The organism is Hymenobacter monticola, assembly GCF_022811645.1.
GTDB classification, from domain to species: Bacteria; Bacteroidota; Bacteroidia; order Cytophagales; family Hymenobacteraceae; genus Hymenobacter; species Hymenobacter monticola.
The window spans coordinates 745,186-769,918 of record NZ_CP094534.1 but is presented as its reverse complement, the minus strand read 5'-3'; the positions used below and the strand labels follow the sequence as shown (position 1 = coordinate 769,918).

Below are 24,733 nucleotides of genomic sequence, written 5' to 3'. Positions count from 1 at the left end.
CTCGGCTGCTTTACCTTGCCGCCGGGCTCGCGGCCTTATAGCCGGCCCTGGTGCTATGAAAGTTGTTTTGATTATTCTGAGCGTGCTGGCCGGGCTGTACGTGCTGCTGTGCGCCGTACTTTATTTCAAGCAGGAAAAGCTGCTGTTTTTCCCCAGCCGACTGCCGGCCGACCACCGGTTTCGCTATCCGGGCAGCTTCGAGGAGCGGTGGTTCAAAATGGCCGACGACACCCGCCTGCACGGCCTGCTATTCCACGCGCCCCATTCCAAGGGCCTGGTGTTTTACCTGCATGGCAACGGCGGCGACGTGAGCAGCTGGGCCGAGGCCGCGCCCGTTTACACCCGCCTGGGCTACGATGTGTTCTTCCTAGACTACCGCGGCTACGGCAAAAGCGAGGGCGCCATCAGCAGCCAAGCCCAGCTGCTCCGCGACGTGCAGACGGCCTACCAACAGCTGCTGCCCGAATACCCCGAAAGCCGCACGGTGGTGCTGGGTTACTCCGTGGGCACGGGCCCGGCCACCTGGCTGGCCGCCCAGCAGCACCCGAAGCTGCTGATTCTGCAGGCGCCCTATTTCAGCATGCGCGACCTGGCGGCGCGGCTGTATCCGTTTGTGCCGGGTTTCCTGGTGCGCTACCCATTGCCTACCAATGAGTTGATAACTCAGGTCAAAGCCCCCATCGTGCTGTTTCACGGCGACCGGGATGAGGTCATATACCACCAGTCGTCGCTCCGACTGAAAGCGCTGCTTAAACCCACCGACCGGTTGGTGCTGCTGCCCGGCGCGGGTCACAATGGCATGACCGACAACGCCGCGTATCAGCGGGAACTGTCGGCTTTGCTGTGAGTGGAAAATCGCGCAAAAAACCAGCTTAAATCCGGAAATATCCACAGCCCCGTAAGTCTTTCACAAGCCTTAGGCTTTCTTGTAGTTAACCCCGTTCTATTGCACATTGGGTTAAATGCGTTTTATAATTTTAAAAATAAAAGTGCAATTTTATTTATTTTAATAAGTAGACAATAAGAGTGTTAGCATAGGGTATTACCGTATATTTGCTAGTGCTATACAAGGTCGTAATTATATTCTATGACTGATTTTTACAATTCTACCCTTCGGCCATTAATAAGCGAAGGCCAAACCTTGCTGCCCGCCGAGTTTGCCCAGGAAAACGGGCAGGTGGCTCAGCTGCGCCAGGCTTTGGCCGAAGCGCAGGCAGCATTGCGCTGCGCCGAGCAGCGGCTGGCCGACCAAAAAGAATTCTACCAAACCGCGCTCGACCACCTGAAGGTGAACGTGGCCGTGTTTGACACCGAGCAGCGTTTCCAGGCGGTCAACGCCAAGGCCTTTAGCAACCCCGAAATGCGGCAGTGGGTAATCGGCAAGACCAACGCCGAATACTGCGAGCGCCGGGGGGTGGCGCCCGAAATCGGGGCCACCCGGCAGCGGCTGCTACAGCAAGTAATTGACACGGGCGTCGAAGCCAAGTGGGAGGAAACCTTGCAAACGCCCGATGGCCCGTGCCAACTGCTGCGCTACTACGTGCCGGTGCTGGGCCCCGACGGGGCCGTGCGCATGGTGGTGGGCACGGGCACCGACATCACCAAGCGCCGGCGGGCTGAGCAGAAGCTGGAAGAGCAGCGCGAGTTCTTCGAGTTCACGCTCAACCACATTCCCAGCGACATTGGCGTGTTCGACCCCAATGGCCGCTACCTGTTTGTGAATCAAAGCGGTATCAAAGACCCCGTGAAGCGCGAATGGGTGATTGGCAAAGACAATTTTGAGTACTGCGCGCAATACGGTTACCCGCTGACGCTGGCCGAGGAGCGCCAGGAACGCCTGCGCGAGGCCTTCCGCGAGCGCCGGCTGGTGACGTTTGAAGAAACCTTTGACCGGCCTGAGGGCCTGCGGCACCAGTTCCGCTGCCTGCAGCCCGTGTTTCACCCCGATGGCTCGCCGCGCATGCTGGTGGCCTATGGTCTCGACATCACGGAGCGGGTGGCCACCGAGCGGGCCCTGCGCCACGCCAAGCTGGCGGCCGAGAGTGCCGTGCGGGCCCGCGAGATTTTCCTGGCCAACATGAGCCACGAAATCCGCACACCCATGAACGCCATCTTGGGCATGAGCCAGCTGCTGGCCAAAACCGAGCTGGCCCCCGACCAGGACAGCTACCGCCAGGCCATCAGCACGTCGGCCGAGCACTTGCTGGTGATTATCAACGACATTCTGGACCTTTCGAAGCTGGAAGCCGGCAAGATGGCGCTGGAGCAAGTCGGCTTCACGCCCACCCACCTGCTGGCCGAGATTGAGCAAACCCTGCACTATAAGGCCGAAGAAAAGGGCCTGCGCCTACTCACACGGGTGGCGCCGGCCGTGCCCCGCGTGCTGCTCGGCGACCCCTACCGCATCCGGCAGGTGCTACTGAACCTGGCTGGCAACGCCATCAAGTTCACCGAAACGGGCTACGTGGCCATCACCTGCGACTTCCAGCCCGACGCCGACGGCGGCATCGGCGAAGTGGTGTTCCGGGTGGCCGATACGGGCATCGGCATCGAGCCGGAGTTTGTGCAGCACATTTTCAGCGAGTTCAGCCAGCAGGATTCGTCGGTGACGCGCAAGTTTGGCGGCACGGGCCTGGGCCTGAGCATCTGCCGCAACCTGGTGAAGCTGATGGGCAGCGACGTGCAGCTGCAGAGCGAGCGCAACAAGGGCACCACCATGACCTTTGCCCTGCGCCTGCCCACGGGCACGGCCGAGGACCTGACGCCCAAAGTGGTGCTGCCGCCCAATAGCCCAACCATACAGTACCTGCGCAACAAGCAGGTGCTGCTGGTAGAAGACAACCGCTTCAACCGCCAGATTGCCAAAACCTTCCTCAGCCACGCCCACGTGCAGGTGACGGAAGCCGAGCACGGCGCCATGGCCGTGGAGCTGGCCCAGCACACGCGCTTCGACCTGATTCTGATGGACATTCAGATGCCGGTGATGGACGGCTACGCGGCCACCGCGCTGCTGCGCCAGCAGCTGGGGCTGGCCACGCCCATTGTGGCCCTCACCGCCAACGCCGTGAAAGGCGAGCGCGAGAAGTGCCTCTCGGCCGGCATGAACGGCTACCTGGCCAAGCCCTTCAAAGAGGAAGAGTTGCTGCGCGTGGTGGGCGACTGGACCCTGACCATGCCCCTGCCCGCCCTAGAGCCTGAGCTGGCTCCGTTTCCCAGCCTGGCTGATGCGCCCGAGCTGCTGGCCCCGCCGGCAGCCCCGCCGGTAGCGGCAGAGGTAAAGCTCTACTCCATTGCCGATTTGCTGGTGGCAGGCCAAGGCGACCAGGAATTTGTGGCCTTTATGCTCGAAACTTTTGTGGAAAGCTGCGAGGAAGCCACCCAAAACCTGAGCCGCGGCATGCAGGAAGGCGACATCAAGCTGCTGAAAACCACGGCCCACACGCTCAAGCCCAGCGTGGAGCACCTGCACGCCCTGCACGTGCTGCCGCCCGTGGAGGCGCTCGACCAGTGGGAAGGCCCGTTCCAGGCCGAAGCCCTGCAGCCGCTGGTTGATTCCATTACCCTGCTGCTGCGCGATGTGGTGACGCAGATTACGCTCGACACCAACGCCTAAGCAGGACGGAAGGTCGACTTTTGGCCCGGCGCACTTTAAGTGCGCCGGGCCTTTTGCTGTTCAATAATGGGCGTCGGAGAAAACTTCCCGAGCGCCGCGGGCGTTTGGCAAACTTACTTTTACGGCAAACAACGTGCGGGACGCGGCACTTCGGCGCGGCGGTGGGCGGCAAACAATATGGTTTCAGTGATTTCTCCGGCGCGCACGATTTCGCGCCAAGCCCACCGCGTGGCCGTGGGCGCTTTGTTCTTTTTGTTAGGCTTATGCTTTGCCACCTGGGCCTCGCGCATTCCGAGCATTCAGCAGCGCATGGGCATTTCGGAGGCCGGGTTGGGCGGCGTGCTGCTGGCCATACCGCTGGGGCAGCTGCTCACGCTGCCGCTGGCCGGCTGGCTGGTGGCCAGGCACGGCAGCCGCCGGGTGATACTGGGCAGCGTGGTGCTCTACGCCGCGGCGCTGCTGGGCCTGGGCTGGGCCCAGAACCTCTACCAACTGGTGCCCTGCCTGATACTGTTTGGCGTGGGTGGCAACCTGACCAATATCTCGGTGAATACGCAGGCCGTGGGGGTAGAGCGGCTGTACGAGCACAAGCCCATCATGGGCTCCTTTCACGGGCTGTGGAGCCTGGCAGGCTTCGTGGGGGCAGCCATTGGCTCGTTTATGATTGGGCACGCGGTGCCGCCGGGCCTGCACTTTGTGGGCATCGCGCTGTTTATTCTGACCGGGCTGGTGGTAAGCGCCGGCTACACCGTGCGTCAGGACAGCGGCGTCGACCCCGACCAGCCCATTTTTGTGCGGCCCGATAAAGAGCTGCTGGGGCTGGGGGCCATTGCCTTCTGCGCGCTCATTTGCGAGGGGGCCATGTTCGATTGGAGCGGGGTGTACTTCAAGAAAGTCATCCAGGCCGATAAAGCCTGGGTGGGGGCGGGCTACACGGCTTTCATGAGCACCATGGCGGCCGGGCGCTTCGGGGCCGACTGGCTGGCGGCGCGCCTCGGCCCGAAGCGCGTGATTCAGCTCTGCGGGTTGCTCACGGCCACGGGGCTCAGCATTGCGGTGCTGCTGCCGGTGCTGCCGGCGGCGCTGCTGGGCTTTTTGCTGGTGGGCTTTGGCACGTCGGCAGTGGTCCCGTTGGTGTACTCGGCGGCGGGCCGGTCCACGCACATGTCGGCGGGCATGGCGCTGGCGGCGGTGTCCACCATCGGTTTCTTCGGCTTTCTGCTGGGGCCGCCCATTATCGGGTTTGTGGCCGGGGCCACGAGCTTGCGCGTGTCGTTCGCCTTCATTGCCTTCATGGGGCTGTGCGTGTCGGCGGTAGCGGGCCGGGTGCGGGTGTAGGAAAGTAGGAAATGAAAAAGACCGGTCATGCTGAGCGCAGTCGAAGCATCTCTGCCGCACCAGTAATTCTAACATTTAGGTTACTTGCGCGGTAGAGATGCTTCGACTGCGCTCAGCATGACCGGTCTACTAATCAGCCCACAGCCTTACGCCTAATTCAATGCCCGAAAACCCCACCGCCACCAAATACACCTGGGACGCCATGCCCAAGGAGCAGGTGACCGAGCAGCTCTCGCGTCGCCTCATCACCGGCGACAAGATGATGCTGGCCCACGTCTACCTCAAGAAAGGCTGCATCGTGCCCCTGCACCAACATGAGAATGAGCAGATAACCTACATTCTGGAAGGCGCGCTGCGCTTCTGGATTGGCTCCGAAGATGCCGAGCCCATTGTGGTAGGCGTGGGCGAAGTGCTGCACATCCCCGGCAACGTGCCCCACAAGGCCGAAGCCCTCGAAGACACGCTGGACGTGGATATCTTCAGCCCGCCCCGCCAGGACTGGCTCGACAAATCGGACGACTACCTGCGCCAGAAATAAGCCCATGGACCTCGGACTGAAAGGCAAAGTGGCCCTGGTGGCCGCCTCCAGCAAGGGCCTGGGCCGCGCCGTGGCCGAAGAGTTGGCCGCCGAAGGGGCCTCGCTGGTGCTCTGCGCGCGGGGCGAAGAAGCCCTGCGCGAAACCTGCGCGGCCATTGAGCAAAGCGCCGGCGTGCCAGTACTGGGCCTGGTGGCCGATGTGGCCAACCCCGCCGACGTAGCCCGCCTGATGCAGGCTGCACAGGCGCGCTTCGGCCGCATCGACATCCTCGTAACCAACGCCGGCGGTCCACCCGCCGGCACCTTCGATACGCTGAACGCTGACCAGTGGCAGGCTGCCACGCAGCTGCTCCTCACGAGCGTGGTGGAGCTGACGCGCGCCGTGCTACCCGGCATGAAGGCACGTGGCTGGGGCCGCATCCTGAACATCACCTCCATCTCGGTGAAGCAGCCGGTGGAAAACCTGATGCTCTCCAACAGCCTGCGCGCGGCCGTGACCGGCATGGCCCGCACCCTTGCCACCGAAGTAGCCGCCGAAGGCATCACGGTGAATAACATCCTGCCCGGCTACACGCGCACCGAGCGGGTAGTGGGGCTAGCCGATGCCACGGCCGCCAAAGAAGGCATTTCGGCCGCCGATGCTACGGCGCGCTGGGAAAACCAGATTCCAATGCGACGGCTGGGCGAGCCGCGGGAGTTTGCCGCGCTGGCCGCGTTTCTGTGCTCGGAGCGGGCCAGCTACATCACCGGCACCTCCATTCCGGTGGACGGCGGCTGGATTCGCGGGCTGCTGTAGAATGCTCAGGATGACAGGCGAAATGGTATTCACCACTTATTACTCCGCCCGCGCCGTACCTTCGCCCCGTTGGTTCTCGGTTTGAATTCCTTCAATCAGCGGACGGTTTTTCACCCGGGCTTCGGCCGGGGTAAAGATTAAAAGGGAATCGGGTGCAACTCCCGAACAGACGCGCTACTGTGAGTTTTCCGGCCGCCAAGGGGCCGGAGCAGGCGGCCCCACTCATGCCCATTGGCCGTGCGCAAGCAGGCCGAGAAGGGCGGGGCCAGCCCGAAACAAGTCAGGAGACCTGCCGGCCGCCGAGTGATGCTGCCCTCGCGCTATGGGGCTGGCATCGGCGGTGCGGTGCCGCTGCGCTTTGGGCGTGGCCGGGGCAGCGTGCGGCCGGTGGCAGGCTTATGGATAGGGGGCTTGAGCGCAAACGGAGGCCATTTCTCACCTTTTCTCCCGTTGCCTCATGCTCCTGGCCGACCGCATTGCCCGCGCCGAAACGCGCATCTTCAAAGCCGTGTTTCCGAACACCACCAACCATTACGATACGCTATTCGGCGGCACCACGCTGCTGCTCATGGACGAAGTGGCCTTCATCGCCGCCACCCGTTTCTCGCGCCTGAAAATGGTGACGGTTTCGTCCGAACGGGTCGATTTCACGCACCCCATTCCCGGCGGCTCGCTGGTGGAGCTGGTGGCCAGCATCGAGCACGTGGGCCGCACCAGCCTCAAGGTGCGCGTCGAGTTATTTGTGGAGCAGATGTACTCCGAAGACCGCCACAAAGCCGTAACCGGCCTGTTCACCTTCGTGGCCGTGGATGAGCACAAGCGGCCGGTTCGCATCCTGCCCGAAGAAGCCGCCGTGGAGCCAACGCCGGCAGCGCCTTATGCGGCCCCGTAGCCGGCCTTCCTGACTTGGGAAGGCGGCTAGTGTTTCCCCAGTCCCACCCAGCCGCGCTGCTGGGCGTAGTAGATGGCCGTGCCTACCACCAGCCCCACAAGGTAGCCGTAGGGCAGCCCCGCGCAGAGCAGACCCACCAGCAGCGCCACCAGCAGGTCGGGGCGCTGGCTGCTCACGTCGCGCAGCAGCGTGGCCAGCGATAGCGCCTCAAACAGCAGCAGCACCCCCAGCACCGGCAGCGGAAAAATCTGCACCACATCGGCAAAGCCCTGGCTGAAAAACAGTCCCATCACCAGGAAAATGCCGCCGTAGATAACCACCGAGCCGCCCGTGCGCGCCCCAAACGCGTAGTGCCCCACCATGCCGCCCGAGCCGTGGCACACCGGAAAGCCGCCGAAAAACGGATTCGCCAGGTTCATTAGGGCATAGGTAAAGCTGATTTTTTTGATGGTGAGCGGCGCCCGCTCCGGAAATAAATCATGCGCCACTTGCTTGGTGGCGAGGATGGAGTTGCCGAGCGACAGCGGAATCTGGGGCAGCGCCAGCAGCACGGCGCCGGTGAGGATATCGGCCCGCTGGGGCAGGTGCCAGGCGGGCAGATGCAGGCCCACGGCTTTCCGGGCCGTGTCCAAATCGAGCTTGAAAACCAGCGCATAGGCCACGCCCAGGGCAATGACCACCAGCGCCGCCGGCCAGCGCCGGTTGCCAAACAGCACCACCGTGACCACGAAGGACGCCGCCGCTAGCGCGTAGCCGGCCGCGCCGTCGGCGCCCACGTACTTGGTGAGGGCCAGCGTGGCCAACTGCAGGGCCAGCCCAAACTGAATGCCGCGCACCACCGCCTTGGGCACCAACCGCGCCAGCGCATCAATCAGCCCGGTTACGGACAGGAAAAACATGCTGACGCCAATGGCCAGCCCGCCCCCAAAAATGACCCTGCCCGGCAGCTTTTGGGCAATGACCAGCGCCGCAAACGCCTTGAGCGGCTGCACGGGCATGGGCATGCGGTACCACAGCCCGGTGAGCACCTGCATCAACCCAAACAGAATGAGCACGCTCGCGCTGTCGATTTCTGAAGCCGCGATGACGCCGATGAGCAGCGGCAGGTCGGTGCCCAGGTCGCCAAAGGCACCGGCCACCTCGTTGCGGTCGAAGCGGATGGGCGGGCGCGTGGGGGCGGGGGGCGGGAGGGTTGGTTGCATCGGGGCAAAGGTGCGGCTTTAGAACGTGTACCCCGAAGCTCCGTTTCGGTTCGGCGGAGGTTTTTCAACAATTCCGCTGGGCCGAAGCGGAGCTTCGGGGTACACGTTCTACTTTCTGTTTTTGAGCAGGCGCGCCATTTCGCTGGCCTGCTCGGCGGCCTCGCCCAGGTATTCGCCGCTGGTGTAGCCCCGGCGGAAGCGTAGCGGCTTGAGGCGCTTGCCCAGCGCCTCCACGGCCATTTCGTGGTCGAGGGCGCCTTCGTGGTGAGCCAGGAAAACGGTGGCCACGCCGTTGCCAATGAAGTTGGTGATGCTGCGCGCCTCCGACATAAACCGGTCGACGCCCAGCAGCAGGGCCAGGCCTTCCACCGGAATCACCTTCATGGCCGTGAGCGTGCTGGCCAGCACCACAAAGCCGCTGCCCGCCACGCCCGCCGCGCCCTTGCTGGTCACCATCAGAATGCCCATCATGGTCAGAATCTGGGCGCCGGAGAGGTCGACGTGAAAGACCTGCGCCAGAAATAAAGTCGACAGCGACAGGTAAATGGTAGTGCCGTCGAGGTTGAAGGAATATCCCGTGGGCACCACCAGCCCCACCACCGGCTGGGCGCAGCCCATGCGCTCCAGCTTTTCCATGAGGCCCGGCAGGCCGGCTTCCGACGACGAGGTGCCCAGCACAATCAGCAGCTCGGCCTTGAGGTATTTCAGAAAAGACCACATGCCCACGTTGCAGGAGCGCAGAATGGCCCCGAGCACCAGAAACACGAACACGCCCATGGTCAGATACACCGTCGCCATCAGCTTGCCCAGCGGCAGCAGCGTGGCAATGCCGTATTTGCCGATGGTGAACGCCATGCCCCCAAACGCGCCAATGGGCGCCAGCAGCATCACCAGGTGCAGCCCGCGGAAAACGTATTTCGAGGCTTCTTTCAGAAAGTGAATGATGGGCTTGCGGCCGGCGTACTTGCTGAGCGTAATGCCGAGCACAATGGCCACAAGCAGAACTTGCAGCGTCAGGTTATCGGCTAGAAAGTGGCCCCACGAAAACTCCGTGGCCCGTTTGGTGAACTCGTCTACCTTTCCCGTATCGAGCCGCCCGGTGCTCACGCCCGCGCCGGGCCGCACCAGCGCCGCCACGCCCACCCCAATGAGCAGCGCCAGCGTGGTCACGATTTCGAAGTACAGCAGCGCCTTGCCGCCAATGCGCCCCACCTTCTTCAAATCGCCCATGGTGCTGATGCCAAGCGTGATGGTGAGGAAAATAATCGGGTTGATGAACAGCTTCACTACGTCGATGAACCGCTTGCCCAGCGACTCCATCTGCACCGCCTTGGCGGGCGCAAGGTGCCCCAGCAGCGCCCCCGCCACAATGGCCAGCAGTACCCAGAAGGTGAGGTTGCGGGTGAGTTTCTTGATTTTCATGGGCAGCGGAAGGAGCGAGGGAAAGGAGGCGGATGGTTTCGCAAGAACGTCAAGCCACCAAGAACGTCCGTTCGGAAGCACGTCATGCAGGGCGCAGCGAAGCATCTTGCCCGCCACCGCTAATCCTTTCGTTGGACGATTGGTTTACTGAAAGCGGCCAAGATGCTTCGCTGCGCCCTGCATGACGTTCCAGATTTCTGTTTCGCCCGCCCATGAACCCCGCCATTCTGCTTCCCGCCGCCAGCTACGAATTTGTCACCATTCAAAAAGTAAGCGGCGCCGGCCCGCCCGTGTCCGCCTCCGACCAGCTGGCCGCTGAGGAGCCGCTGGAAATCCGCGTTGGTTACGAAGCCGAGGGCCAGCGTGAGCACCGCACCCTGTCCGTGACCATGCGCACGCCCGGCCACGACGAGGAGCTGGCCGCCGGCTTTCTACTCACCGAAGGCCTGATTCACGCCCAGTCCGACCTGCTCGGCGTCATTCCCTGCCCCGATGTGCAGAAGGCCGAAGAAGCCGGCAACGTGGTGCGAGCCGAGTTGGCCGCGCACGTGCAAGTCGATTTTCAGGCGATAGAGCGGCATTTCTACACCAGTTCGAGCTGCGGCGTGTGCGGTAAAACCAGCATCGACGCCGTGCGCACCGCCTCCTGCCCGGTGCTGCCCACCGCCGGCCCGTACCTGTGCGCCGAGGTGGTGCACCAGCTGCCCGAGAAGCTGCGCGCCGCCCAGGCCGGCTTCGAGCAAACCGGCGGGCAGCACGCCTCCGCGCTGTTTTCGCCGGAAGGCGAGCTGCTGCTGCTGCGCGAAGACGTGGGCCGCCACAACGCGCTGGACAAGTTAATAGGAGCCGCGTTGCTGGCGGGGTGGCTGCCGCTGCACCAGCACGTGCTGCTGGTGAGCGGCCGCGTCAGCTTCGAATTGGTGCAAAAAGCTGCCGCCGCGGGCATCGGCATTCTGGCGGCGGTGGGGGCGCCCAGCAGCCTGGCGGTGCAAGCCGCCGAGAGCTTCGGGATGACGGTGCTAGGCTTTGTGCGCAACGAGCGGTTCAACATCTACAGCCACGGCTGGCGGCTGGCGGAGAACCCCGGCGAAGGGCTCGTCGACGCTGCTGCCGGGGCGCTATAGGGGCGGTTTTACCTCAAAATCGAAGCTGCCACTTCCCGCCGCCCCGTTGGGGCTAAGGCCCTGCACCACCACCCGGTATTTGCCGGCCTGGTCGGAGGTGTAAAACGTGAGCTCCTCCCCACTGGCGTTGGGGTTCCAGTAAAGCAGATTACGGAAGTCAGGCAAGCGGTTCTGGGCGGCCTGCGGGGTGTCGTAGCGGGGCGCGTAGAACTCGCGCTGGGCCTGCAGCCCCTCGTAGTCCTGCAGCAGGGCGTAGGGGTCGGGCGCGGCCCCGCCTAAATCGCCTTTGTAGGTGGTGTAGCTCACCACGCCGTTGTACACGAGCGGGCCGTGGAAATAGCGGGCCGTGATGACATCGAGCTGCTTGATTTTCAGGGGGTCAATGGCCATGATTTTGTTGGTGTCAAAAACGGGCATTCCGTCCAATAGCACCAGCGGGCTTTCCAGCACGTTGCGCGCGTTGTGGTCGAGCACCAGGAAGTGAAAGCCGTCTTTGCGCGTGCGCACCATCACACCCGGCACGTATTCGCGCATCACCTCTTCCAGGGTCTTAAACCGGGTAAATTGGTCGAGGTAATAACGCTCGTCGGGCTTGCCATAGAAGGCCACCGTATCGGGGCGGGGAATGGGGTAGACCGGTGGCTTGCTTTGGAAGTGCAGCTGCACTTCCGACTGCACATGGCGCCGGCGCAGGCTGGCTGCCCAGCCGGGCGGCAGCTGCAGCGAAGCCGCCGGCCGCTGCGCATAGCGCGTGGAAAACGGCGATAACAGGTCGACGCGGTACAGGGTATCGCGCTCGGTATTGGGCTGCACAATGAGCTGGGTAGGGCCGTGCAGGGCTGGCAGTTCGAAGCGGATGCTGCCGTCGGGCCGGCTCACGGAATTATAAAGCTGAAAATGGCGGCCGGGCACCGTCAGGTACACCGGCACGTTGGCCACCGGCGCGCCGGTGGCGCTCTGCACCACCCGGCCCCGCACCACATGGCCGTTGAGTTCGGGGAGGTGCTGCAGCGGCTCGGGCCGGGGGGCCAGCACGTCGGCCCACCTGAAGCGGCTCCAGCCCTGGGTCAGCATGAGGTTGTCGGCGGCTTCGGCGCGGTCAGGGCCTTGGCCTGTCACGTAGTATTCCGGGTTTTCTACCACGCCCCGCAGTTCCGAGGTCAGCCACAGGTAGGGCGCAACGTCGGTTCCACCCGCGGCCGAGAGCGAATCGAGCTGGTACACGGCCACCGACAAGTTGGCCGGACCAGGGACCGTTAGCCGCAGGCTCACTTTTTCGCGGGTGCCGTATTGCGGCTTGTCGGTTTGGGGGGCGAGGCGGAGCAGTTGGGTCGGCGGCCGGAAATACAGCCGCTCGCACACCGGCTGCCGGCGGCTGTTGAACAGCGTGAAATGCGAGACGCCATCGGCCAGCCCGGCCTTGGCCACGCTGAACATGGCTTTGCCCTCGAAGAGCTGGCCGGTGGCCGCCACCGCCACCTGCTGCCCGGCGTGCGCCAACAGGAAGAGGCGCTCTTCTGCATCGCCGGTGCCGGTGGCCTGCACCACCAGCCGCAGCCGGTCGGGGCTGGCATCTTCCAGGCGCAGCACGTAGCCCCGGGTTTCCACCACGGGCAGGCTCACGGAGATGGGCGGGCGGTTGGCCAGCTTGATTTCGGCCCGGTACCCCCCGCCCGCGCTGGCCGGAACGAAAGAAAAATTGCCCAGGCCCTGCCGCAGCGTGGCAAACTGCGCCACGCGCGCGCCGTTGGGGGCGAGCACGACGCCGGTGGCCGCCACGCCGTGCCCGGCCCCGTCCGTGACTTTAAAACCCACCTTGCTGAGCAGGCCTTGCACGAGGTGCCCGCCTTCGGGGAAAAATTGAGCATCGGGCGCGGCGGCCGGGCCGGCCGCCGGCAGGCCCGGTTGCGTGTGGGTGTTCACCACGCCCACGGTGGTATGAAAATACAATTCGGGGTCGCCGTTCTGCATCCAGCGGGTGTAGGCACGCACCGTGTAGCGGCCTGAGGGCAGGGAAACGGGCAGCACCAACGACCCCCACCCCGTGGCATTCACCAACCCGATTTTGGTTTGCAGCACGGGCACGTTCTCGCGGTCAAGCACTTCCACGTAGGCCACTTTGCTCGCCGCCAGGGGCCGGTGGGGGGCGGCGGCTACGGTGTAGGCATTGAACCACATGGTTTCGCCGCTCAAGTAGCTGGGCCGGTCCACGTGCAGGTAGAGCTTCTCGGTGGGCACGCGCTGGCTGTAGGCGGCAAAGCGCGGGCCAATGGCCGGCAGCAGGGAGTCGGCTGGCTGCTGAGCCCGGGCCGCACCCAGGCTCAGCAGCCAAGCCGCGGCCGCGCCAAGCAAGCGCGCCCGCCGTCGGCAATACGTCAGAAGCGGGTAGTATTCCATTGAAAAAAGGAGCGCGAAAAAGGCCGCGCAACGCGGCTCGTGAAAGTGCTTAACGCCAGAAAATTGGCTTCACGTTAGTGCCTCGCCGACGGCAGTCGACGCAGTCGGGCGACGCGGCCAGGTAGAAGGTGGGGTTGAAGCGTGCGTCGAGCAGGGCAATGGTGGGCACGTTGATGGGGTTCCGAAAAATGTCGTTGACCAGGCGCACCGGAATCGTGTCCTGATAGATGCAGCTTTCGTAGCCGGTTTCGTAGAGTGTGCCCAGGGGCAGCTGCGCCCGGTCGATGAAGAGGCGCTTCTCGGTCACGGACGTGGCGCCCACGTAGCCCAGCACGGGCTCGTCGGCATCGTCCAGGCAGTGGACGTTGCCGGTGAGCTGCGTGGGCAGCGGGTCGAAGAGCGTGCCGAGGCTTTCGGTGTTCTTCTGCAGCATTTCCCAGTAGGTGTATTCTTCGGCCGTTTGGGCAAGCTGCTGCACCAGCAGGCTGTACTTCACGCGCAACTTATACGAGTTGCGGGGCAGCAGGTGAAGCGGAGCTTTGGCCACCACGTCGTTGCTCAGCCTGAGGGTGTTGCCCAGCAGGATGGACGTGGAATTAGCCGTGGCCCAGCACGTGTAGATATTCTCGATGCGTGGCCGCATAGTCCCGTTGATGTATTCGTACTCGGACCGGAAAGCCGAGTTGAACTGCCAGGTTTCCTGCCCCCGCCAGCGGTAGTAGCGGGTGGCGTTGGTGGGGTCGTGCGAGCTCACGTAGAGCTGCACCCCTTTGCTGTCAGCGGTCCAGGTGACGCTGTCGATGGGCGGGGCCACTTTGGCCACCACCAGGTCGGAGGCGTAGCGCCGGCCCGTGGCCGTGCTTATCTGCAGCTGGTAGCGGCGGTTGGCGCTCAAGGTAAGAGGCTGGGACGAGTAGGTGCCCGGCAGTCGTTCGGTGAGGGGATACAGGGCGCCGGCATCGTCTTTGATGCTTACCATGGCCTTTAGCTCGAAGGGCGACACGGTGCTGGCCGCCAGGCTCTGGCTCCTCGTCAGCCGGATAACGGTGACGCCGCCCAGGTTGATGAAGCCGTCGACCACCAGGTAGCGGGCGGGCGAGCTTATCACCGGCGGCGCGTAGGGTTCCACGCAGGCCGTCAGGCTCAGCAACAGCCCCAGCACACAGTATTTCAAGGCGCGCAACATAGGGCGGGTCAAAATTTGAAGTTGTAGGTAACGGTGGGAATGGGCTGCGCAAAAATGGACAGCTGGTAGCCCTTGATTTGCCCGGCCACCGACTTGAAATAAACCGAATACGGGTTGGCGCGGCCGGTTACGTTGTACACGGCCACCGTCCAGGAGCTGTGGGCCAGCTTCTTGATGCGGTGGTTGCCCTCAATGTTTATCGAAAAGTCCACGCGGTAGTAGTCGGGCACGCGGTAGGCGTTGCGGTCGGAATAATACACGCGGCCCGTGCCGTCGATGTAGTACTTCGACAGCGGCAGCGTAATGGGCCGCCCCGTGCTGTAGTTAAAATTGACCGACGTGCTGAAGCGCTTGCTGAAGCGGTAGTTGCCGGCCAGGTTCACTTCGTGGGGCTTGTCGTAGTTGCTGGGGTAGTAGGCGCCGCCGTTGATGCGCTCGGCCGGGTTGTCGGGGTTCACCTGCGCCAGGGTGCGGGCGTAGGTGTAGTTCAGCCAGCCGTTGACCTTGCCCGCGGTCTTGCGAACCGAGAATTCCACCCCATACGCTTTGCCCCGGGCGCTCACCACGTCGGTTTCGAGGTGGGGGTTGAGCAGCAGCTTGGCGCCGCCTTTATAGTCCAGGAAGTCGCTCATCACCTTGTAATAGGTTTCTACCGACGTTTCAATGGTGTTGGATTTGAAATTCCGGTAGTAGCCGACCGACACCTGGTCGCCCACCTGCGGGCGCACGTAGGCGTCGCTCAGCTTCCAGGTGTCGGTCGGCGACACGGAGGCCGTGTTGGTGAGTTGGTGAATGTACTGGCGCGTGCGGTTGTAGGCGGCTTTCACCGACGAGTTGTCGTTGAGCGAGTACTTCAGCGAGGCCCGGTACTCGGGGCCGTGGTAGGTGGCCACGGTGCTGCCACCGCCGTAGCGCATCGTGTCGAGCACGGTGGTGGGGCTCAGCGGCCGGCCGTCCTCGTAGCGGTACACGTCGCGCGGGCCCAGCGCCTGGTAAAAAGAGTAGCGCAGCCCCAGGTACACCGAAAAGCGCGCCGTCACGTCCCACCGGTCCGAGAGGTAGAGGGCACTTTCCTGGGCTTGCTCGCGCGCCAGCGTTTGCGGCACCACCAGCGACTGGTCGCCGCGGGCTCGCAAGCTGCCCGGCGACATGCCGTAGCGCAGTGTGCTGCCCCCAAAGTCGAGCGTGTGCGCCGAGCTGTGGAAATAGCTGAAATCGACCTGGCCGCCCACCTGCTCAATGTCGAAGCGCAGCACCGAGGCGTTGACGGGGTTGCGCTCGCTTTCTATCTGGTAATCGTAGCGGCTGTAAGTGCCGGTGAGCACCCCAAACAGCCGGCTGCTGAAGGTGCGGCGCCACTTCACGCTCCCGTTCCGGTTCTGGTAGGCGTACGTGGTGTCGGAGCCGAACTTAAACCGGTCGCGGCTGAGGTAGGCGTTGACCGAAAGCGAGTTATTCGCGTCAAACGTGTGGTTGACCTGCGCATTCACGTCGTAGAACGACGCCGTGCTTTCGCGCAGGGTGCGGCTGGGCAGCTTGCCCAGCAGCCAGTCGGAATAGGATGTGCGCCCGCTCAGCAGAAACGAGGTTTTGTCTTTCACAATGGGGCCTTCTAGGGCGAGGTGGCTGGTGAGCAGGCCAATGCCACCGGCCCCGGCGATTTTCTGCTTGTTGCCCTCGCGGGTGGTGATGTCGAGCACCGACGACAGGCGCCCGCCGTACTTGGCCGGAATGCCGGTTTTGTACAGCTCCACCGACTTGAGAATGGCGGGGTTGAAGCCCGAGAAAAAGCCGAACAAGTGCGACGGATTGTAGACGGTGGCGTCGTTGAACAGAATCAGGTTCTGGTCGGTGCCGCCGCCGCGCACGCTGATGCCGTTGCTGCCTTCGCCCACCGATTTCACGCCCGGCAGCATCAGCACCACCCGCATCACGTCGGTTTCGCCGAAAGCCGTGGGCACCTGCCGCATGGTCTTGATGTCGAGCTTCTCGACCCCGATTTGCATGCCGGTTACGTTCTTGGTTTTCTCGGCCTCCACCACCACTTCCTTCAGCACCACCACGTCTTCTTCCATCTGCACGTCGAGCTGGCCATCGGACAGCAGCAGCACGCGGCGCCGCGTGTTCTTGATGCCAATGCCCCGGATGTTGAGCACGTGCGGCCCCACGGGCAGCGTCAGCGCGTAATACCCCTGCGCGTCGGTGGCCATCCCCACGCCGGAGCCATCCACTACTACCGTGGCGCCCGCCACCGGCCCGCCGGTTTTGGCCGCGCGCACGTGCCCGCTCAGCGTGGCCCGGCCGCTGGCCGGTGCGGCGCCCGGCCGCCCAATTTCGTAGAGCTGCGACGGGCTGGCGGCCACCGGCACCGGCCGGCGCGTGCCCGCCGCACTATCGGCCACCGCGGCCGTCGCTGGCTTTTCAAAAAAGCCACTGGGCAGCACCAACGGCAGGCTCCCGCCTTTGGTGATGAAAACGTGGTTTTCTGCGTCCATCGAAAACCGCAACGCGGTGGGTTCAAGCGCCTGCCGCAGCACCGAAGCCACGGTTTGCTCCCGGGCTTCTACCCGCACCCGCACACCCCGCACCGCGGCCGAATCGAAATAAATGCGGTAGCTGCTGCGGGCCTCCAGCTGCTTGGCCAACTGCTCCACGCTCAGGTCCTGAAAGCTCCCGCTGATGAGCGGCTCGGCCTGCTGAGCCAAGCCCAATCGGCTGCTCAGGCAGCACACAATCAAAACAACGAAGCGGTAAAGCTTTTTCATGCAGGCGAAACAGGTAGAAAAGATTCTGCTAAGGCGCGACAGGCGTTTGGGCAAAGAGCAAGCTGGTTGGAGAGGCGGCGCCCCACTAAGGCAGGGGCACTGTGGCCGCCGCGTAGCGCACCAGCTCCGTCAAGGCTCGTTCGCGTCCTTCGGTGCTGAAATCCAGCTGCTGTGCTTTGAGGAACTTGCGGAGGGCGGCTTTTTGCTCGGGAAATAGCTTCAGCACCGAATTGGCGCTGCTGGCTTTGTAATAATGGCCGTCCTTGCTGATGAAGTAGGACACCTGTTCTTCCACTTCGTCTTGCATACTGGTGCCTGTGGAACGGTGCTGGACCGATTTGCGCCGCGCCGCCAGCAGGCGCGCCCGGCCATCGGCCAGCACTTCGTAAAAACCGGTTCGAAGCGGGGCCTCTTCATCGGCGGCCACCACTACGCGCGTAAAGGCATGCGTGCCGATGGTGAACCGGGCCAGACTTTCGGAAACCAGCTGCAGGTAGTAATCGTCGGCAGGGGCCTTGATGACCACTTGGTCGCGCATCAAATCGTAGCGCAACTCCACTTCCGGATACAGCACGCCACTGTAGTAAACCGAGCCCGTTTGAGAGTCGGCCGCGCCGAAGTACTGATGCCCGCGGATATTGCCAGCCAGGTAGTTGGCGTGTTCCGGGCCATTGTACAGGCGGGTTTCGAAGCCCATGTCGGCCGCGTAATGCCGGTACAAAGCGGCAGGCAGCGAAGCGGACGCTCGTGCTGAGTCGGGCAGCGCATTGGTTTGCGCCCGGGCATTAGCGCTAGGCAGCAGCAGGAAAGCAAGGAGGCAGCAGGCAAGCCCTTTTTTCATTTGAAGGAAGAAGCCAACCGCACCCCGAAAGGAAAAGATGACCGTACAACGCAATATGGCCTCCTAAGGTACAGGATTTGCCGCAGACAGCCGATGGCAACGGTCAATCCCCACTTACGTTACATTAAACATCACCTCCCTCACAGCTACCTTGTCATGAAACTCCGCATCGAAGACGACACCCTGCGCCTGCGCCTCTCCGAGGGCGAGCTAGCCGAATTTGCCCAGCAAGGCCGCGTGGAAGGTGCCGTGCACTTCGGCCTCGGCCCCGAGCAACGCCTGACCTACGCCCTGGAGCGCGGCTCCGAGCGCCCCCAAACCATGCTCAACGAGGAGCCGGTGCAAATTCACTACGAGCCCGGCGCGCTCACCGTGCTGGTGCCCTTCGAGCTGGCCAAAACCTGGCTCGAAACCGACCAGAACGGCTTTTCGCACAACTTGCCGTTGGCCGACAATCAGCACCTGCGCATTCTGGTAGAGAAGGATTTAGACTGCAAGCACTAAGGAAATGTTGAGGGCTGATTTTTGGGTGTTGAGTACTCCGGCAGCCTCTTAAGATTCGGCCCTTTTGAATTCAACATTCAACACTTAAAACTCAACCCTTCAAGATGCCTGATACCCCGCACTCCCCGCAAAACGACCCCAGCAAGGCCGGCCGCGCCCACGAGCAGGGCGCCGAAGCCAACGCCCCCAAAAGCGGCGAGCGGCCCGACCAGGGCAGCGCCCCCGCGCCCAACCATTACCGCTCCGACCCCAACCGTACGCACGTGCACGCCCATATTCCCGCCCCCGACGTGGCCAACGCCAAGTATGAACACCCTGTGCTGGCCCAGCCGCCCGAAGCCCTCACCGGCCTGCAGCTGGAGGAGCGCCAAAAAATTGCGGCCGGCGTCACGGCCGTGCTCAAGTCGATGCAGTTTAGCTGGACCGAAGGCGGCATGACCCGTGGCACCCATGCCCTGCTGAAAATGAATCAGAAGGACGGCTTCGACTGCTCCAGCTGCGCCTGGCCCGACCCGGATGAGCACCGCTCGGTGGCCGAGTTCTGCGAGAACGGCGCCAAGGCCAGCGCTTCCGACTCCGACCACCGCGCCGCCGGCCCCGAGTTCTTTGCCAAGCACAGCTTGGCTGAACTGTCGCGCATGACCGACCGCGACCTCAACAACGCCGGCCGCCTCACGCACCCGCTGGTGAAGCGCCCCGGCGACAACCACTACTCGCGCATTGCTTGGCCCGATGTGTTCGACATCATTGCCCGGGAGCTAAACGCCATGAAGTCGCCGGAGGAGGCCATTTTCTACACCTCGGGCAAGGTGCCGAACGAGCCGGCCTTCCTGTTCCAACTGTTTGCCCGCGAGTTTGGCACCAACAACCTGCCCGACTGCTCCAACATGTGCCACGAGAGCAGCGGCTCGGGCCTCACGCCCACCACCGGACTGGGCAAGGGCTCGGTCACACTCAACGACATTCACGAGGCCGAGGTGCTCATCATCATGGGCCAGAACCCGGGTACCAACCACCCGCGCATGCTCTCGGCCCTGCAAATCGCGAAGCAGAACGGCGCCAAAATCATCAGCGTGAACCCCCTGATTGAAGCCGGCCTCAACCACTTCCGCAACCCGCAGGATTTCATGAACCCGCTCAAAGCGCTGGGCGCGCTGGTGGGGGGCGGCACGCAAATAACCGACGTGTACCTGCAGGTGCGCATCGACGGCGACATGGCCCTGCTACGCGGCATCATGAAGCACCTGTTCGAGGCCGAAGACCTGAACCCCGGCCAGGTGCTCGACCACGCGTTTGTCAAAGAATTCACGACTGGTTTTGAAGAATTCAAGCAGAACATTCTCAATACCAGCTGGGAGGACATTGAGGAAATCAGCGGCATTTCGCGGGCGCAGCTGCTGGAGGCGGCCAACATTATTGCCCGCAAGCAGAAAATCATCGTGTGCTGGGCCATGGGCATCACGCAGCAGCGCCAGGGCGTCGAAACGGTGAAGGAAATTGTGAACCTGCTGCTGATGAAGGGCGCCATCGGTAAGCCCGGCGCGGGCACCTGCCCGGTGCGCGGCCACTCCAACGTGCAGGGCGACCGCACCATGGGCATCTGGGAGCGCATGCCCAAATCGTTTCTCGACTCTTTGCAGAAGGAATTCGGCTTCACGCCGCCCACCAAAGACGGATTCGACGTGGTGGAGTCCATCAAGGCCATGCGGCTGGGACACACCAAGGTGTATTTCAGCCTGGGCGGCAACCTGTTGGCCGCCGGCCCCGATACCGAAGTGATAGCTGAAGCCATGCGCAAGCAGAAGCTGACCGTGTATGTGGGCACCAAGCTCAACCGCGGCCACTTGGTAACGGGCGAAACCAGCCTGCTGCTGCCCACCTTCGCCCACGCCGACATCGACATGCAAAAGGCTGGACACCAAATGACCAGCTGCGAAAACTCGATGGGCGTGGTGAGCCAGAACAAGGGCGTGCTGGTGCCCGTGGAGGGCGACCAGCTCAGCGAAGTGGCCATCATCTGCGGCATGGCCATTGCCACGCTCGGCAGCAAAACCAAGACCGATTGGGTGGCCATGACGGAGAACTACGACGTTATCCGCGACCACATTGCCCGCGTCATCCCCGGCTTTGAGGACTACAACATGAAGCTGCGCAAGCCGGGAGGATTCTACCTGCCCAACGGCCCCCGTGAGCGCAAATTCACCACCGACAACGGCAAGGCCAATTTCAGCAAAACCACGCTGGAGAAGTACCCCCTCGAACCCGACCAGTTGGTGCTGATGACCGTGCGCTCGCACGACCAGTTCAACACCACCATTTACGAGTACAACGACCGGTACCGCGGCATCCACGGCGAGCGCCGCGTGCTGTTCATGAACCCGGCCGACATGGCCGCCCGCGGCCTCAAGGCCAAGGACCTTATCGACATCACCAGCCACTACAAAGGCGAGCAGCGCCGCGTGGAGAAGTTCGTGGCCGTGCCCTACGACATCCCGAAAGGCAACGTATCGGCTTACTTCCCCGAGGCCAATCCGCTGGTGCCCATTGGCAGCGTGGCCAAAGTGAGCAACACCCCCACCTCAAAATACGTGGTAGTAACGGTGGTACCCACCGCCGCCAACAACGACCTGCGCATCAAGGAGCGGGAGAAGATTATGGAACAGGCATAAGCGTCTGTCATTGCGAGGGCGTAGCCCATGGCAATCCGTCCTGTCAAAACCAAACCCGCTCTTTTACCACAAAGCCCCGGCACTGCGCAGTGCCGGGGCTTTTCACATTAATGGGTTGGTCGCTGAGAACAGGACGGATTGCCACGGGCTACGCCCTCGCAATGACAGACGAACAGGGCTTAAACCACCGCCGGCTGCTTCTCCAAGTCGAACAGCTCGCCCAGCAGCTCCACCAGCTGGCCGGCGTCGTCGCGCTTGCAGGCGGCTTTGAGCTGCAGCACGTGCTGCTTCAGCACCTTTTGCATCAGCGAGCGGGTGGCTTCGTCGAGCAACTTGCTTTCGGCGGGGGTGGCTTTCTTTTGGAAACGGTCCAGCTCTTCCTGGCGCAGCTGCTCCAGGCTGGCTTTCACTTTCTGAATAATGGGTGATACCATCATTTCCTTGCTCCACTCGCTGAGGCCGGCGATGCTCTCGCCGATGATGGCGCGCACCTGCGGCACGGCGTCGAGGCGGGTTTGCAGCGCAGCGGAAGCCTTGCTCTGAATGGCGTCGATGTTGTAGACCAGCACGCCGGGTACCTGCTCCACGTCGGAGGCAATGCTGCGGGGTACGCTCAGGTCGATGAAGAACTTGAAGCTCAGCACGTCGAGGTGCTGCACCAGCTCTTTGGTGAAGAAAGGCTCGGCGCGGTTAATGGACGAGATGATAACGTCGGCTTCTTTCAAAGCAGGCACCAGGTTCTCAAAGTCCACGATGTTCATGCCGCACTCTTCGGCCAGCGCTTCGGCTTTGGCGCGGGTGCGGTTGCAGATGGTAATGTTGCCAAAACCTTTGCTGGCAGCAAGGTGGCGGCACACGTCGGCCCCGATTTCGCCCAGGCCCACCACCAGCACGTTGGGGTTGGCCACGTCGGCGGTCAATTCTTCCACCAGCTCCAGGGCGGCGTAGCTCACGGAGGCGGCGCCATCGCGGAAGCTGGTTTCGGTTTGCACGCGCTTGTTGGTGAAAAATACCGTGTGCAGCAGGCGGTGCAGGAAAGGGCCAGCGGCGTCGGCATCGGCGGCCCACTGGTAGGCCGTCTTCACTTGGTTGCTGATTTGCAGGTCGCCCACCACCTGAGCGTCGAGGCCCATGGCCACTTCGAAGAGGTGCTGCACGGCCGCGTCGGCGGTGGGCAGCAGGTCGAAGTAGGGGAGGAACTGGCCCACGTCGGGGCGGCCTTTGAGGTCGCCGAGGGCGAGGATAATTTCGCGGCTGCGGTCGTCCTCGGCGGCGTAGTATACCTCGGTACGGTTGCAGGTGCTGAGTACAAGGAGGTCGCTGAGGCCCAGCTCGTTGTGCAGCGTGTGTAGAAAGCGGCGACAGGCGGCCTCGTCTAAAGAAAGCAGCTCGCGGATGGCCAGCGGCGCTTTCTTGAAGGATAGGCTAACGGCCTTGAACGGATGCGACATAGATAGAAACGACACGAAATCGGACGACAAAATTACGGCAGGATTTCGGTACGCCCTACCAACAGTCAAGGCGAAGCCAGGGTTCGCCCCCAAACCTGACGAATATCAGCTGCCCGGCCGGCCCCAGGGGCAGTGAGGGCAACCGGCCAATTGATGGCTGACGAAAATCAGCCGCCCCGTACCGGGCGCCCCGTCCCAAAGCCGCAACTTTCCGGCATAACCGCCGTGCGGGGGGCGCGTACCTTTGCCCCATGTTATCGAAAGACCCTGCTGCCACTGATTCCTCACTCGCGTCCCGCCCCGCCGGGGTTGCCTCGGGCGGGTTCCAGGCCAGCGGCAACCCCGGGGCCGTGGGCGCCACCGATGAAACGGCTTCCCTCGAAGCCAGCGAGGCCCTGGCTCCTCCTGCGCCGGCCGCTACCACGCCCATGGCCTGGGTGCTGCTCATCGTGCTGGCCTGCATTTGGGGCACTTCGTTCATTCTGATGAAGAAGGGCCTGGTGGTGTTTTCAGCGCTGGAGCTGGGGGCCATTCGCGTGAGCGTGGCGTCGTTGCTGCTGCTGCCGTTTGCGCTGCGGCACGTGGGCGGCGTGGCACGCAGCCGCTTCAAGTGGCTGGCTTTGAGCGGGGTGGTCGGCACGCTGCTGCCGGCCTTCCTGTTTGCCTATGCCGAAACCAAGCTGGCCTCGGGCCTGGCGGGCGTGCTCAATGCCCTCACGGCGGTGTTCGTGCTGCTGGTGGGGGCGCTGCTGTTTGGGCAGAAGCTGACGGGGCCGCGGGTGCTGGGTATAGCGCTGGGGCTGGCGGGCACGGTGGTGATGCTGCAGCTCGGCGGCAGCGGCGGCGATGCTACGCCCGCCGGCGAGGGCAACGCCTGGTACGGCCTCTACATTCTGGCCGCCACCATCGGCTACGGCGTGAGCGTGAACGTGATTAAGCACAAGCTCAATGGCCTGACGCCGGTGGCCGTGACATCCATGCTGCTGATGCTCATCGGCGGGCCGGCACTGGCGTTTCTGCTGCTGGCCACCGATTTCCTCCACAAAATGGCCACCGCGCCGGGCGCCTGGACGGCCTTCGGCTACATTGCGCTGCTGGCCACCATGAGCACGGCGGTGGCCATGGTGCTGTTCAACAAGCTTATCCAGCAGTCAACGGCCCTGTTTGCCTCGTCCAGCACCTACCTCATTCCCATCGTAGCGCTGGCCCTGGGCGCGCTCGATGGCGAAGCGTTTAATATCTGGCACTTCGTGGGCATGGTCGTGATTCTGGGCGGCGTGCTCATCATTCACCGGGCCAAGTAGTAAGCAAGCACCTGTCATCCTGAGCGCAGCGAAGGACCTTATTACGCTGGAAATTTCTGACGTAATAAGGTCCTTCGCTGCGCTCAGGATGACAGGTGCTTCCCTCAATTACTCATTCACGTACGGCCACTCCCCAAACCGCGCCGGCAATCCCGCCTGCCGGGCATTGCCGCGCACGTAGGCCAGCAGGCGGGTGAGTTCGGCATCGTCCTGCACCTCGTATTCGTGCCAGCCCACCTGCCAAAACTCGGCTTCGGGCGGGAGCTTGGGGCGCACGAGGCGGCGGCAGGCGGTGCCGGTGCGCAGGTGCAGCAGGTCGATGGCTTTGGCGAAGGACAGGCGGCTATTCTTGGCCAGTTCGAGCACGAAGTGCGCGTGGTTGGGCAAGATGGCAAAGCCGTGCACGCGGAAGCCGGTTTCTTCCAGCATCAGGATTTCGCCGGCCAGTACTTCGGCTATTTTCTCGTTTTCGAAGTGGCGCGGGCCGATGGGCGCCCGGTCGAGCACGGCGTCGAACTTGGCAAAGAATTGCTTTTGTGCGCGGCGGTGGTCGGTGCCGGCCTCCTGCGCCTGGCGAAGCTCGGCTTTCAACTCGCGCCCAGTGGCGGCCGGGATGCTTCCGTGCAGGCGAAAGGTGAGGAAGTGGATTTCGCCGGGGCTCATGCCAGGGGGGCCAACGGAGGGCAACGCA

General features: G+C 63.2%; 18 protein-coding genes and 1 riboswitch. Of the genes, 10 read left to right on the top strand and 8 right to left on the bottom strand.

The window, feature by feature from the left end; translation table 11 throughout:
* Positions 1–55: 55 nt before the first annotated feature.
* From MTP16_RS03425 to MTP16_RS03400, 6 genes are all read left to right on the top strand, one after another.
* Complete coding sequence (locus MTP16_RS03425) at positions 56–847, top strand: alpha/beta hydrolase (RefSeq protein WP_243515975.1); 792 nt, start codon at positions 56–58, stop codon at positions 845–847.
* A 240-nt stretch (positions 848–1,087) separates the two neighbouring features.
* Positions 1,088–3,613 (top strand): ATP-binding protein, encoded by a 2,526-nt coding sequence (locus MTP16_RS03420; RefSeq protein WP_243515973.1) that lies wholly within the window; start codon positions 1,088–1,090, stop codon positions 3,611–3,613.
* Positions 3,614–3,790: 177 nt separating this feature from the next.
* Positions 3,791–4,951 carry an MFS transporter gene (locus MTP16_RS03415; protein ID WP_380287110.1) on the top strand — a complete coding sequence of 387 codons (1,161 nt, stop codon included), beginning with the start codon at positions 3,791–3,793 and terminating at the stop codon, positions 4,949–4,951.
* A 160-nt stretch (positions 4,952–5,111) separates the two neighbouring features.
* Positions 5,112–5,489 (top strand): cupin domain-containing protein, encoded by a 378-nt coding sequence (locus tag MTP16_RS03410; protein ID WP_196285836.1) that lies wholly within the window; start codon positions 5,112–5,114, stop codon positions 5,487–5,489.
* A gap of 4 nt (positions 5,490–5,493) precedes the next feature.
* The gene (locus tag MTP16_RS03405) at positions 5,494–6,285 is read left to right on the top strand and encodes an SDR family oxidoreductase (RefSeq protein ID WP_243515970.1); all 792 of its coding nucleotides are present in this window, start codon (positions 5,494–5,496) and stop codon (positions 6,283–6,285) included.
* An 86-nt stretch (positions 6,286–6,371) separates the two neighbouring features.
* Positions 6,372–6,596, top strand: a riboswitch (cobalamin riboswitch).
* 146 nt (positions 6,597–6,742) lie between these two features.
* On the top strand, positions 6,743–7,177 hold the full coding sequence (locus tag MTP16_RS03400) for an acyl-CoA thioesterase (protein WP_243515967.1): 435 nt from the start codon (positions 6,743–6,745) through the stop codon (positions 7,175–7,177).
* A gap of 26 nt (positions 7,178–7,203) precedes the next feature.
* On the opposite strand, the gene MTP16_RS03395 is transcribed toward MTP16_RS03400, so the two are convergent.
* Entirely contained in the window at positions 7,204–8,379 is a 1,176-nt protein-coding gene (locus MTP16_RS03395) for a putative sulfate/molybdate transporter (RefSeq protein WP_243515965.1), read from the bottom strand.
* Between the two features lie 108 nt (positions 8,380–8,487).
* A complete protein-coding gene (locus MTP16_RS03390; protein WP_317244106.1) occupies positions 8,488–9,795 on the bottom strand; it encodes a cation:dicarboxylate symporter family transporter in 1,308 nt (435 codons plus the stop codon).
* Between the two features lie 218 nt (positions 9,796–10,013).
* Here MTP16_RS03390 and fdhD point away from each other — a divergent pair, with 218 nt between their 5' ends.
* Positions 10,014–10,925: a formate dehydrogenase accessory sulfurtransferase FdhD gene (gene fdhD / locus MTP16_RS03385; protein WP_243515961.1), complete on the top strand. Its 912-nt coding sequence runs from the start codon at positions 10,014–10,016 to the stop codon at positions 10,923–10,925.
* Here the strand turns inward: fdhD and MTP16_RS03380 are convergent.
* From MTP16_RS03380 to MTP16_RS03365, 4 genes are all read right to left on the bottom strand, one after another.
* Positions 10,920–13,322 (bottom strand): hypothetical protein, encoded by a 2,403-nt coding sequence (locus MTP16_RS03380; RefSeq protein WP_243515959.1) that lies wholly within the window; start codon positions 13,320–13,322, stop codon positions 10,920–10,922. The two genes, fdhD and MTP16_RS03380, sit on opposite strands and share 6 nt — an antisense overlap.
* 49 nt (positions 13,323–13,371) lie before the next feature.
* On the bottom strand, positions 13,372–14,508 hold the full coding sequence (locus tag MTP16_RS03375) for a DUF4249 domain-containing protein (RefSeq protein ID WP_243515958.1): 1,137 nt from the start codon (positions 14,506–14,508) through the stop codon (positions 13,372–13,374).
* An 8-nt stretch (positions 14,509–14,516) separates the two neighbouring features.
* Positions 14,517–17,273, bottom strand: a complete 2,757-nt coding sequence (locus MTP16_RS03370; RefSeq protein ID WP_243515956.1) for a TonB-dependent receptor — start codon at positions 17,271–17,273, stop codon at positions 14,517–14,519.
* Between the two features lie 85 nt (positions 17,274–17,358).
* Positions 17,359–18,114 carry a hypothetical protein gene (locus tag MTP16_RS03365; RefSeq protein WP_243515954.1) on the bottom strand — a complete coding sequence of 252 codons (756 nt, stop codon included), beginning with the start codon at positions 18,112–18,114 and terminating at the stop codon, positions 17,359–17,361.
* Positions 18,115–18,270: 156 nt separating this feature from the next.
* Between MTP16_RS03365 and MTP16_RS03360 the strand changes: the two genes are divergently transcribed.
* Both MTP16_RS03360 and MTP16_RS03355 read left to right on the top strand, forming a co-directional pair.
* Positions 18,271–18,618, top strand: a complete 348-nt coding sequence (locus MTP16_RS03360) for a DUF7009 family protein (protein ID WP_243515953.1) — start codon at positions 18,271–18,273, stop codon at positions 18,616–18,618.
* Positions 18,619–18,722: 104 nt separating this feature from the next.
* Complete coding sequence (locus MTP16_RS03355; RefSeq protein WP_243515951.1) at positions 18,723–21,287, top strand: FdhF/YdeP family oxidoreductase; 2,565 nt, start codon at positions 18,723–18,725, stop codon at positions 21,285–21,287.
* A gap of 179 nt (positions 21,288–21,466) precedes the next feature.
* Here MTP16_RS03355 and hemA read toward each other — a convergent pair whose 3' ends face one another.
* Positions 21,467–22,738, bottom strand: a complete 1,272-nt coding sequence (gene hemA / locus MTP16_RS03350) for a glutamyl-tRNA reductase (protein ID WP_243515950.1) — start codon at positions 22,736–22,738, stop codon at positions 21,467–21,469.
* 251 nt (positions 22,739–22,989) lie between these two features.
* On the opposite strand from hemA, the gene MTP16_RS03345 reads away from it, so the two are divergent.
* A complete protein-coding gene (locus MTP16_RS03345) occupies positions 22,990–24,042 on the top strand; it encodes a DMT family transporter (RefSeq protein WP_243515948.1) in 1,053 nt (350 codons plus the stop codon).
* A gap of 108 nt (positions 24,043–24,150) precedes the next feature.
* Here MTP16_RS03345 and MTP16_RS03340 read toward each other — a convergent pair whose 3' ends face one another.
* Positions 24,151–24,705 carry a hypothetical protein gene (locus MTP16_RS03340; RefSeq protein WP_243515946.1) on the bottom strand — a complete coding sequence of 185 codons (555 nt, stop codon included), beginning with the start codon at positions 24,703–24,705 and terminating at the stop codon, positions 24,151–24,153.
* Between the last annotated feature and the right edge of the window lie 28 nt (positions 24,706–24,733).